The sequence below is a fragment of the Vibrio gazogenes genome, assembly GCF_002196515.1.
Classification (GTDB): Bacteria; Pseudomonadota; Gammaproteobacteria; order Enterobacterales; family Vibrionaceae; genus Vibrio; species Vibrio gazogenes_A.
Genome location: NZ_CP018835.1, coordinates 1,000,361 through 1,012,700 on the forward strand (window position 1 = coordinate 1,000,361; position 12,340 = coordinate 1,012,700).

Below are 12,340 nucleotides of genomic sequence, written 5' to 3' on the forward strand. Positions count from 1 at the left end.
CTATTGAACCGGTGATTAAGCCATTTCTTTCTCGATCAACATAATCAAAATATGGATGATCTTGATATGAATTTCCTGAATACGATCAGCATAGCCGAAATGAGGGACTCGGATCTCAACATCAGCAATGCCAGCCATTTTGCCACCGTCTTTACCGGTTAAAGCAATACTTTTCATGCCTTTGGCTTTTGCCGCTTCGATGGCTTTCAGGATGTTACCGGAATTTCCGGAGGTCGACAGTCCGAACAAGACATCACCTTTCGCACCGACAGCCTCGACGTAACGAGAAAATACAAATTCATAGCCAAAATCATTACTGACGCATGACAGATGGCTGGGATCTGAAATGGCAATCCCCGGATAGCCAGGTCGATTATCACGGTAACGTCCGGTCAGTTCTTCAGCAAAATGCATCGCATCACAATGGGAGCCACCGTTCCCACAAGAAAGCACTTTTCCACCCTGTTTAAAAGAATCTGCAATCAGCTTGGCAGCCGCCTCAATCTGAGCAATATTATGCTCATCACTTAAAAACTTGTTTAGTACATCGGCGGCTTCGTTCAGCTCGTTCTTAATTAAATCGTGGTACATAACTCAATTCTCTTTGATGTATGCTGAAATGGCACTCTTACGACAAGAGCGATACATGTTTACCCGGCTCACTCAGAAAATACTGGTGAAATGTTCCGGAGATAATCATGAGTTTACCCCAACAATTCATTCTGTCGAGCCTTGCCCTGTAAGAATGCTGTTTCTTCCCTCAGATCCAGTGCATCATCGCACCAAATCATCAGAAAGTGACTCACAATCCGATCTCCTTAACACTTTTGCAACATTACAACTGGTAAGACCTCTTCGATAGTTCTACGATAAAAATATCTGAATCTCCCGATTAAGGAAAAGGAATATGAGTATTTTGCTCTCGATCGTCGTATTACTCGTGGTATGGGGAATCTGCGCCTATCATCGTCTCTCGATGGCATTGGGAACAGGAATGCTTACTGCGTCACTAATTGTGTTAACGCTGCTTGGCCAGGTCGGTTTCACATTCTGGGTCATTTATGCACTGGTCCTTGCCTGCGTGACTGTCCCATCCATCCGGCAAAATCTAGTGACTTCCCAAGTTTTCAGCCTCTTTAAACGCCAACTTCCCAAAATGTCCAAGACCGAAAAAGAGGCCTTAGATGCAGGAACCGTCTGGTGGGAAGCCGAGCTATTTCGAGGTAAACCCGACTGGCAGCAACTACATCGCTATCAAACACCTCATCTGACCGAAGAAGAACGTGCATTTTTAGACGGTCCGGTGAATCAGGTCTGTGAAATGGTCAATGATTATCAGGTCACTCATGAACTGGCCGACTTACCGCCTGAAATCTGGGAATATCTCAAAGCGCAGAAATTCTTTGCCATGATTATCAAGAAACAATATGGCGGCTTGGAATTTTCGGCCTATACACAATCACTGGTGCTGCAAAAACTGGCAGGCGTTTCTGGTATTCTCGCCATCACGGTCGGTGTGCCAAACTCCTTAGGTCCCGGAGAATTATTGCAACATTACGGCACCGACGAGCAAAAAGACTATTATCTGCCTCGGCTGGCAACGGGTCAGGAGATTCCTTGTTTTGCCCTCACTAGCCCTGAAGCAGGTTCAGATGCCGGTTCGATTCCTGATTTCGGTGTGGTTTGTAAAGGGACATGGGAAGGAAAAGAAGTCGTCGGGATGCGTCTGACTTGGAATAAACGCTATATCACACTAGCCCCCGTAGCAACCGTATTAGGGTTAGCATTTAAATTACAAGACCCGGATCATTTACTCGGTGAAGAAGAAAATATTGGCATTACCTGTGCGTTAATTCCAACCGATATGGCTGGTGTCGAAATCGGTCGTCGTCACTTCCCGCTGAATATTCCATTCCAAAATGGTCCGACTCAAGGAAAAGATGTCTTTGTCCCACTCGATTTCATCATCGGCGGACCCGGCATGGCCGGTAACGGATGGCGAATGCTGGTTGAATGTCTGTCGGTTGGCCGCGGTATCACCCTCCCATCGAACTCGACTGGTGTCACTAAAACAACCGCTGTGACAACCGGTGCCTACGCAAGAATCCGGCGTCAGTTCAAACAACCCATAGGAAAAATGGAAGGGATTGAGGAGCCACTGGCACGCTTAGGCGGCAATGCCTATCTGATGGATGCAGCCTGTCAACTCACCGTGACGGGTATCATGAACGGTGAAAAACCCTCCGTTATTTCAGCAATCGTCAAATATCATTGTACCCACCGGGCTCAACAGTGCCTCAAAGATGCCATGGATATTACCGGCGGGAAAGGGATCTGCCTTGGTCCGTCAAATTTCCTTGCCAAAAACTATCAGGGCGCGCCCATCGCAATTACGGTTGAAGGGGCGAACATTCTGACCCGTTCGATGATTATCTTTGGTCAGGGTGCGATTCGCTGTCATCCTTATGTACTCAAAGAAATGGAACTGGCTCACTCTCAAAGTGACAACGCAATGGCACAGTTCGACCAGACACTCAGTGCACATATTGCTTACACCGTGAGTAATGCAGCACGCAGTTTTTGGCTTGGTCTCACCAATGGACTCGGCTCCGCAGCACCACATCATGATGAGACCAAACGTTACTACCAAAAACTTAACCGTTACAGTGCCAATCTCGCACTCATGGCCGATCTGACGATGCTGACTCTTGGTGGCAGCCTGAAACGCAAAGAACGTGTATCTGCCCGTCTGGGAGATTTACTGAGTCAACTGTATTTGTCTTCAGCAACATTGAAACGCTATGACGATGAGGGCCGCCACACTGAAGACCTAGATTTGGTACGCTGGGCTCTGGAAGATAGCCTGAAACAGATGGAGGTAGCATTGTCAGAATTACTCGACAACTACCCGTCCCCAGTCTTGGGTTCCCTGCTCAAACGGCTCCTCATGCCTTTTGGACGCGTTTGTCACGGCCCCAGCGACAAACTGGATCACCGAGTTGCAAAACTATTGCAATCGAATACCGCACCAAGAAACCGTCTGGGTCGTTATCAGTACTGGTATGCAAGCGAACATAACCCAGCAGGTCGAATCCATCAGGCTCTGGATACAATCATTCAGGCAGAACCGATTTTTGATAAAATCTGTCAGCTGAAAAATAAACATTATCCATTTACCAATTTGGATCAACTGGCCAAAACAGCACTGGATGAACAGCTAATTTCAAGTGATGAATCGGATCTACTGATCAAGGCAGAACAAGAACGCCTCTATGTGATTAATGTCGATGACTTTGCACCGGAAACGTTAGCCGCCGGATCGCCTGACCATCCGAAACAAGGAAAAGCAAAACGTAGCAATCGAAAAACAGCCAGTCCGGTACAAGAATCCTAAACTTAGGAATACAGAAAAAGCAGTGTACTTGCCATAACTAAGCATGCCATAAATAAGCATGATATAAGCAAGAATGCCAGTCAGTCTGACTGGCATTCTTTTATAACGCTTGCATTCCACAAGTTACTTAAGGCATCACGCTTATTTTTTCGGTATATCGAGCTGTAATGATACGTCCGATTTTTTCGCTTTCACCTTACGGACAACCATCCAGATGATGAGTCCCAAAATCAAAGCACCGATATTCCCTAGCACGATATAAATCAGTTTCCACATTCTTGCAGACTCTCGTTGTTGCAGTATCGCTTCCTGCTGTTCCTGCTTAACTTTTTCCGCAAGGGCTTTCTCTTGCATAAGGCGCGTCTGCTCGATATTCACATCTTCCACAACACTATACGTATGTTCAGGGATTGGGAAAACAAGCGGCCGTTGAGAGTTGGCTTCAGTCGCATAGACTCGGCCATTCCATTTAAAGTTACCCACTTCACCATCGTTGGGAATCGCCAGTTTAACGGTCAGAGAGTCACTACCGGATTGCCCTTCGGCAGTAAAGTGGTTGTCATACCGATCCCAGTGATCGACATGTGCCACCAGCGACCCCGGTTTGATCGTCCCTTCTAGCCCGGAAAACACGATTTGATGAGGCTGATCATCAACACGGGACTGAATAAAAGACGTGGTAATCGGTGACGGGTAAACCAGCACTTCTTGTTCCTGTGCGCGTAAAAAGACACCATTCCCCGAGGTAATCCGAGCCCGGTATCTTCCCGGCTCAGAAAAAATGTTCAGTTTAACGGTAAAAACACCATCGCCGGGTTTTTCATCGAGCCCTCGACCATCATCGGAAAATTCACCAATAACATCAGGTGTCGGACGCGCTTCTTTGACCAGTTGAGCCTCATTTTCGATGTATTTAGTAAAGGTCACTTTCAGTTTCACGCGATCCAAGAAATCACGGATCGTTAACGGCTTATCATCAGAAGTCAGCCTAGCGGTAAACTTAATATCTTCGCCCTGATATAACCGTAACGGGAGCTTATCGGTGGTCAACGCCAGATTAGAGATGAGTCTGATATTATTTTTAGGTGTCACTTTCCCGACCGCTTGCCAAGGACCTGGCATGGGCTTATCAATCGAGATAATATCCATTGAGGGTTCCTGATACCAACGGACATTATCCGGATGCCGCCATGAATAGTATTTAGTACCATCAGGACGAACTAACACCACAGGTTTCGAAGGTTTCTCACGGTAGATGACGAAAGTAATCTGACTGATTGTCGGATCCACCCGAACGCGATTATCCAACAAAGACACCGGAGAATTTGTTGCAGCATAACTTCCCAGCGATACCCATAGCCCGATAAAGATCGTTAACACCCGCAACATATATATTCACTCTCCTACTGACGCCAAAGACAGCTGCCATTTTTTTCAACTAAATCTAAACGATCTTGATGTGCTTGTATCTCATCGGCAGTTGCGCTTAAAACCTTTAGTGATTTTCGTCCGGCGGCAACTCTGCGAATGGCTTCACCACCATCTCCGGAGCTTTGTCCTGCCGAAAACTGCAATGAGGTCTGCCCACCGGTCATGAACAGATAAACGTCAGCAAGAATCTCCGCATCGAGCAAAGCGCCGTGCAATGTCCGGTGTGAATTATCGATCCCATAACGTTCACATAACACATCCAGATTGTTCCGCTTACCGGGGAAAATCCGTTTGGCCATCGCCAGCGTATCGGTCACCTTACAGTACTGTTCTGTTTTACCGATGTCGGCATTGAGCTTAGCAAACTCATAATCCATGAAGCCGACGTCAAACGGTGCGTTGTGAGCGACCAGTTCAGCCCCGCGAATAAAATCCAGAAAAGCCGAATGGACATCTTTATATTCCGGTTTATCGACGAGAAATTCATCGGTAATACCGTGAACTTCAATCGCTTCTGGTTGTATTTGGCGATCCGGTTTGAGATAAACATGAAAATGTCTGCCGGTCAGTTTACGATTGATGATTTCAACCGCACCGATCTCAACGATTCGATGTCCCTCATAGTGCGGACCACCATCTTGATTCATACCCGTGGTTTCCGTATCGAGAACCACGATACGATGTATTTCAGAATTGTTGCTAGTATTCATTGGGATAACTGTGTCAGACTATATTGATTCAATCACTGTGGCTTATAGTATCAAATCATGGCGAAACAGGTGGAAATTTTCACAGATGGTTCTTGTCTCGGTAATCCGGGACCGGGTGGATATGGCATTGTTCTGCGTTATAAAAGCACTGAAAAAAACCTGTCTCAAGGCTTTCGATTAACCACGAACAATCGAATGGAAATGATGGCGGCAGTTGTCGCACTGAAAAGTCTCAAAGAGCCCTGTCAGGTCATTCTGACAACGGATAGCCAATACGTCCGGCAAGGGATTACCCAGTGGATTCACAACTGGAAGAAGAAAGGCTGGAAAACCGCAGATAAAAAGCCCGTTAAAAATGCCGACCTATGGCAAGCACTGGATAAAGAAACCCAGCGGCATGACGTTGAATGGCGTTGGGTCAAAGGCCATGCCGGTCACCGGGAAAATGAAATTTGTGATGAGCTGGCTCGTACAGCGGCTGAGTCACCAACCGCTGATGATGAAGGATATCAACCGTAACCAATCACTCAGAATGAGTACGGTAATTGACCCGAACCGGACTGAGCGGGCGTTTGAAACGCCAGTGCGGTTTAATCAGCTTCAGTGGATAGGTTCTTTTTCTGGCAACGATAAAGTACAGACTCCCGAAAGTACGACAGCTATCACTGATATTGTTTTCCAGCCAAGTCCAAAGTGGACGGTAATTCTGAACCGGAAACAACGCATACCGTTCGCATTCAAGCACTTGATAATTTAAAACGCCCAGCCAGTCACTGATACGACTGGGCGTAAACATCCGCCCACTCCACGGCAAATATTTCTTACGCCACGGTAAGAAACTCGCACATCCACTCAGACTCATCGGATTAAATCCAGTCACAATCAGATAACCATCATCAACCATCACCCGATCAACCTCTCTGAGCATACGGTGCGGATCGTTACAATAATCAAGCTGATGCGCCAAAATCACCACATCAATACTTTTTTCCAGAAAAGGTAAGTCATACTCATCTGCAATGAGTGTATGTAATGGGTTTTTTATATCCAAATGGACTTGATGTTGAATATTTGAAAGACTACTGGCAAGCTCACAACTTAAACCACCCAATTTCAGCATATGATAACCAAATAATTTCGGCCACCACTCATCTAACCGGGTTTGGATCGACTCACTGACCCATTGACCATTCTTCAACTGGTTCCAAGAGTGTGGCTTATCGATTTTTTTTTCACTGCGTGCCGGTTCCATGACTGCCCCGCTACAATAAGCTCAATAAAAAGAAGGTGAATGGAGATAACTCATGTTAAACATCAAAAGCATACCTGCATTTCGCGATAATTACATCTGGCTCATCCAAAATCGAGATCAACACTGCGTCGTTGTTGACCCCGGAGATGCTGGCGTTGTCATTGACTACCTGACATCCAATCATCTGACTTTAGATGCAATCCTTATTACACATCATCATCCCGACCATGTGGGAGGCATCAGCGAACTTGTCCGCCACTACCCTCATATTCATGTTGTCGGTCCGGCCAATGAAGCAATCCCCGGTATCACTCATCCCGTCTCAGATGGGGAGCAAATTGAAGTTTTCGGCCATATATTCCATATCATCGATTTAAAAGGTCATACACTGGGACATATCGGCTATTTGGGTGAATCTGAAATTTTCTGTGGTGATACATTGTTTTCTGCCGGATGTGGCCGCCTGTTTGAAGGGACAGCGGAGGAAATGTGGCAGTCATTACAAAAATTGAGAGCTTTGCCAGAAGAAACCAAAGTTTACTGCGCCCATGAATATACAGCCAGTAATATTGCCTTTGCATTAGCCGTCGAGCCGGAAAACCCAGCACTACAGGCATATCGCGATACCGTCAATCGCTTGCGTGCCCATCATCAGCCCACTTTACCGACAACTATCGGGCTAGAGAAACAAATTAATCCTTTTCTACGTCCGGAACAGGCTGAAATCATTAAATCCGTCTCAGATAGAAGCTCAGATCTTGATCCTGTCTCTGTTTTTAAAGTATTGCGTGAATGGAAAAATGAATTTTAACACTTCCTCTCTTGTCATCATTATCCTGATACAAGTATCATCACGGGCTGTGTAAAAAGGGCTGTTATTAATTTATGAGAATACATATCAGTTGGGTGCTAATGCTGTTAGTCACCGGATGCCAAACCACCCAACCGTTTGAACAAACGAATACTCCCGAACCGACCAATACACAGTCGCCGGAGCATTCAGAAAACGCAGCCGCAAAGCCGCCTGCAACGTTCCAGACGGCTGTTAAAGAACAGAAAAAAATACGCACGCCACAAGAACAAGCAAACTTGTGGCAACGTATTATTATGCAATTTCGTCTGTCAGTGCCGGATCAAGCCTCGGTAAAACGGTATCGGGCTTGGTATCTCAGACACCCCAGACATATAGAAACTGTCGCCCAAAGAGCAACACCATTTCTCTATCTGATCACTGAAAAGATTGAAAAACGTCATCTCCCACTTGAACTTGCACTGCTCCCCGTCGTCGAAAGCTCGTTTGACGCCTTTGCCTACTCTTATGGCAGAGCCGCCGGCTTATGGCAGTTTGTGCCTTCAACCGGGAAAATATATGGCCTGAAGCAAAACTTTTGGTATGACGGGCGCAGAGATGTTGATGCGGCAACCGACGCAGCGTTGGATTACCTTTCCTACCTGAACAAGAAATTCAATGGCAATTGGAATCATGCGATTGCGGCCTACAATAGTGGCAGCGGTCGAGTCTCTTCTGCGATTCGAAGAAACAAAAGAAAAGGCCTGCCAACCGACTTTTTCTCACTAGATTTACCCAAAGAGACCAGTAGTTATGTCCCTAAACTGCTGGCATTGGTCGATGTCATTGCCCATCATCAGCAATATGGTATTGACCTCCCACCGATTACAAACCAACCTGTACTGGCTCGCGTTGATCCCCAGAAGCAGCTCGATCTTGCCGTTGCAGCAAAGTATGCCGGCATCAGTGTCAGAGAACTGCAGAGCTATAATCCAGCGTTCAATCAATGGGCGACATCCCCAAATGGTCCATATAACTTGCTGATTCCTGTTGATAAAGTCAGTGTATTTGAACAGGCCATCGCGGCCGACGACGGAAAAGGGCTGAAACTGATCCGTTATCAGGTTAAGTCCGGTGATGTGTTGAGCACCATAGCCCAAAAATACAATACGACCACGAAAGTCATTCAAACCGTGAATCATCTTGATGGGATGCTGATTCGTGTCGGACAGTATCTGATGATTCCAACCTCAGTCAAAGACGAAAAAGCTTATACACTTAGTATGAGTAATCGACTGGCGAAGATTCAGTCCCGAGTCCGAGGGCAATATAAGATGACTCATCGTGTTCGCTCTGGGGAGAGTTTATGGACAATTGCCAAACACTATCATGTCTCTCATCGATCTCTGGCTAAATGGAATGGAATGAGCCCGAAAGATCCGCTCAAGATTGGTAAGTCTCTGGTGATTTGGAAAAAAGCCAGCGATGGCGCGATCATCCGGACCTTATTTTACAAGGTTCGCAATGGTGATACCCTCAGTGGCATTGCTAATAAATTCAGAATTAAAACATCCGATATCATCAAGTGGAATAGCCTGATGGGAGAAAAATATCTCCAACCCGGCCAACAGTTGAAGTTATATGTCGATGTAACCAAAGTCAGCGTTTAAGCACAGCAAACGCTTTACCGGAACACCTATAACGCCGGTAAAGCGCTTTTCATTGACTCTCATTCAATCACAGACCCCATACTCGCTTCGAGACAATACACTAGTGCGGTAAAGAGAAAGAAACCTCAATCGGATTATGATCCGATGCGGTTGTCTGTATCACATCGGCTTGATTCAGAATCAGCCCACGGTAAAAGACATGATCCAGCGGGTGAGAAAGAAACTGTTTCCGCTGGTCATGCGTATATTTGACTTCCTGCATCGATAATGAGGCCATCATCTGATTGACCAGTTGAATTCTCTCATCACTCCAGCTATTAAAATCACCGGCAAACAAGATCGGCCCCTGATGAGAGGCCAACGTTCGCGTCAATTGTTGCAACTGCCCCTGAAATGCATCGATCCCAAGAGAAAAGTTAATGGCATGGACATTCACCACTGCCAGCGTCTGTGCCTGAGGGTCACTTAACTGATAATAGGCAACCAAAGCCGATTTAGGCAGACGAATCAATGGCTCATCAGCAGTATAAGCACAAGCAGAAACAGGGAGTTGCCTTGCAATATTCATCACGCCAGCAGACTTGTTGAAAACAGAGAAAGCCCGAACCTGCAATGCCGACAAATTTTGCTGCATCAGCCATTGATACAATGGCGACCCAAAACTTGATTCCTGAAGCAAGAGTAGTTGTTTGTGCTGACTATATTCGGTCAAAGCCGGCTCCCAATCGGAGCGGTTTTCTTTATAGATATTCCAAACCAAAACATTCAACGCCCCTTGAGCGTCAATCGCAGCAGCCGGGTGACGATTCTGATAGCATTGCCCATCAACTGCCGGAACGGATGATGTTGAAGGTACTAATGTCATCAGTTGTGGTGAGTCCGGGACTTGAAAAACAATCGTCGCGCCAAATCCAGAGAGGAGGAGTAAGACAGCAAAGATGATCGCCAATCTTTTTTTCATGGTGTATTTTCCGGAAAATAATCAAAGCATAACATGGCAGGAATAAAACAGTCGTTGATGACATCCTTGATAAATGAAAGAAGGAGCCATCGGCTCCTTGCTTTCATTCGGTTAGATAGCGTCTTCGTCTTCTTCACCTGTACGGATCCGAATCACTCGTTCAACATCGGTGATAAATATTTTGCCGTCGCCAATTTTACCGGTTTGTGCCGTTTCAATAATGGCATCAACACATTTATCAACAACATCACTGGAGATAACAATTTCCAGTTTCACCTTCGGCAAAAAATCCACCATATATTCAGCGCCGCGATATAACTCAGTATGACCTTTCTGACGCCCAAATCCTTTGACCTCTGACACTGTCATCCCCGTAATCCCGACATCGGCAAGCGCTTCCCGAACATCGTCGAGTTTGAACGGTTTAATAATAGCTTCTATCTTTTTCATGTTCATCCTTTAAACTTTATGGGTTACAGGCATTATCAATTACCAGCAGAAAACATTCAACAATCCCGCTACTGATAAGCAATCATCGCGCCAGTATGAAACGAATGGATTAATCATATATTCTTGGCATCATCCTCGCCCTACACCTGAGATTCGATTCATCCGAATCAACCTCAAACTAGCACAATCAGGGACCTGTGCAATACCATCAAATTACATGGCCTCATCAATGACACATATTCCGGTTCACAAAGCATTCTCGTTTTGACGGTGATGTGACAGAGTTTACGCGTCAGTGCGCCAAATCAGCTCATAGTCTGAACCAGAAAAGTGCTCATCAACAAACAATCCCGCCACGGCTATCACTTGTTGCCCGCTAATTAAAATCGGCATTCGTCTTCGTTGCCAACTCGGAACTCGGTATTCTTGAAATAACTTCTTCAATTTGTGTCGCCCTTTTCGCCCAACGGGAGAAGCGACCAGCCCTTCAGGATTAAAGCTCACCCAAAGTGGCATGGACAGACAACGTTTATCCAGCCCGAATTCAACTGGTTTCTCCGTCGCACGCTCAGTCAATAGACTGCTTTCGGTTAAGGTTAATAAAGTATCATCGATTAATGTTAGTGTGCCCAGCCCGTCAGGAAGTTCAACCGGATGATTAAATTTTATCTGACATTGCCAATCCCTAATATCCGCATAAACAGGAATATAATAGAGATAACCGTCAAAGCGACGCACTTCATAATTGCCGATACGACAACGCGGATTGGCATCTGATTTAGCCAGCAAGACCTGATGACAGATCTGTTCAAGCTGTCCCCGACTCGGCATCTGTTGTTCAAACTGATGGAACCACATCCGTAATATCTGTGCCCGCACTGCGTCTCCACAGTCTAATAAGCAACGGACCGACAAGCGATTATCCGACTGCAACGCCGCCTGAAAGCGCTCTTGGAGTAATTCATCCAGTAAGGCTTCTTGACTGGCACATAACTCGGCACTACGTTGTACGGCTTGCGGGAAATGGGGCCAGCGCGCCACCAACAAGGGCATCACCTCATGGCGAATAAAATTCCGGTCAAAGCGAGTATCCAGATTACTCTCATCTTCAACCCAGCTTAATTGATGTGTATTGGCATACGCCTCAATCTCTGCTCTGGAACAATGCAATAACGGACGGATTAACCGTCCTTGATGAAATGGCATCGATGCTGCCATTCCCGATAAGCCTTTCGGGCCACTTCCCCGCTTGAGAGCCAACAGAAAGGTTTCCAGTTGATCATCACGATGTTGCCCTGTCAGCAGCAGATCACCTTCGTCGATATAACGCTCTAATGCCTGATATCTTGCCTGACGGGCAGCCGCTTCCAAACCTTTACCTTGAGTATCGAACTGGATATATGCCACCTGAAAAGGTAGTGCTTCTTCTGCACACCACTGCCGACAACGCTCAACCCACTGGTCAGCAGACGAGCTCAATCCATGATGGACATGCACCGCCATGGCCGGACACTGATTGTCCCGCACATAACGAGCCAACAGATGAAGCAAGACACGCGAATCAATACCACCACTCAATGCCAGAATACATCGAGCCTGCGGTGATTGAATCTGAGCAGTCATAAACTGAGAAAAATCGTGATAAAGCATCAAAATCGCATTTCAAAAAATCGCTGGAGGGT

Annotated in this window: 11 protein-coding genes; 4 read left to right on the plus strand and 7 right to left on the minus strand. The window is 46.2% G+C overall.

Translation table 11 applies throughout. The features are described from left to right. Positions 1-15: 15 nt before the first annotated feature. Positions 16-591 (minus strand): D-sedoheptulose 7-phosphate isomerase, encoded by a 576-nt coding sequence (gene lpcA / locus BSQ33_RS04620; RefSeq protein ID WP_072956322.1) that lies wholly within the window; start codon positions 589-591, stop codon positions 16-18. Positions 592-907: 316 nt separating this feature from the next. Between lpcA and fadE the strand changes: the two genes are divergently transcribed. Continuing rightward, positions 908-3,394: an acyl-CoA dehydrogenase FadE gene (fadE, locus tag BSQ33_RS04625; RefSeq protein ID WP_088133431.1), complete on the plus strand. Its 2,487-nt coding sequence runs from the start codon at positions 908-910 to the stop codon at positions 3,392-3,394. 141 nt (positions 3,395-3,535) lie between these two features. Here the strand turns inward: fadE and BSQ33_RS04630 are convergent, their stop codons facing one another. Both BSQ33_RS04630 and dnaQ read right to left on the minus strand, forming a co-directional pair. Next, positions 3,536-4,783 carry a TIGR03503 family protein gene (locus tag BSQ33_RS04630; RefSeq protein ID WP_088133432.1) on the minus strand — a complete coding sequence of 416 codons (1,248 nt, stop codon included), beginning with the start codon at positions 4,781-4,783 and terminating at the stop codon, positions 3,536-3,538. Positions 4,784-4,797: 14 nt separating this feature from the next. Next, positions 4,798-5,535 (minus strand): DNA polymerase III subunit epsilon, encoded by a 738-nt coding sequence (dnaQ, locus tag BSQ33_RS04635; protein ID WP_088133433.1) that lies wholly within the window; start codon positions 5,533-5,535, stop codon positions 4,798-4,800. Between the two features lie 57 nt (positions 5,536-5,592). Here dnaQ and rnhA point away from each other — a divergent pair, with 57 nt between their 5' ends. Beyond that, positions 5,593-6,054 carry a ribonuclease HI gene (gene rnhA / locus BSQ33_RS04640; protein WP_088133434.1) on the plus strand — a complete coding sequence of 154 codons (462 nt, stop codon included), beginning with the start codon at positions 5,593-5,595 and terminating at the stop codon, positions 6,052-6,054. A 4-nt stretch (positions 6,055-6,058) separates the two neighbouring features. Here rnhA and BSQ33_RS04645 read toward each other — a convergent pair whose 3' ends face one another. Then, entirely contained in the window at positions 6,059-6,787 is a 729-nt protein-coding gene (locus tag BSQ33_RS04645; RefSeq protein WP_088133435.1) for a methyltransferase domain-containing protein, read from the minus strand. Between the two features lie 52 nt (positions 6,788-6,839). Between BSQ33_RS04645 and gloB the strand changes: the two genes are divergently transcribed. Both gloB and BSQ33_RS04655 read left to right on the plus strand, forming a co-directional pair. Next, positions 6,840-7,598, plus strand: a complete 759-nt coding sequence (gene gloB, locus BSQ33_RS04650; protein ID WP_088133436.1) for a hydroxyacylglutathione hydrolase — start codon at positions 6,840-6,842, stop codon at positions 7,596-7,598. 74 nt (positions 7,599-7,672) lie between these two features. Further along, on the plus strand, positions 7,673-9,247 hold the full coding sequence (locus BSQ33_RS04655; protein WP_088133437.1) for a lytic transglycosylase: 1,575 nt from the start codon (positions 7,673-7,675) through the stop codon (positions 9,245-9,247). A gap of 100 nt (positions 9,248-9,347) precedes the next feature. Here BSQ33_RS04655 and BSQ33_RS04660 read toward each other — a convergent pair whose 3' ends face one another. From BSQ33_RS04660 to tilS, 3 genes are all read right to left on the minus strand, one after another. After that, positions 9,348-10,208, minus strand: coding sequence for an endonuclease/exonuclease/phosphatase family protein (locus tag BSQ33_RS04660; RefSeq protein WP_088133438.1), 861 nt, complete (start codon positions 10,206-10,208; stop codon positions 9,348-9,350). Positions 10,209-10,319: 111 nt separating this feature from the next. After that, the gene (gene glnB / locus BSQ33_RS04665; RefSeq protein WP_088133439.1) at positions 10,320-10,658 is read right to left on the minus strand and encodes a nitrogen regulatory protein P-II; all 339 of its coding nucleotides are present in this window, start codon (positions 10,656-10,658) and stop codon (positions 10,320-10,322) included. A 285-nt stretch (positions 10,659-10,943) separates the two neighbouring features. Further along, complete coding sequence (tilS, locus tag BSQ33_RS04670) at positions 10,944-12,308, minus strand: tRNA lysidine(34) synthetase TilS (protein ID WP_088133440.1); 1,365 nt, start codon at positions 12,306-12,308, stop codon at positions 10,944-10,946. Positions 12,309-12,340: the final 32 nt, after the last annotated feature.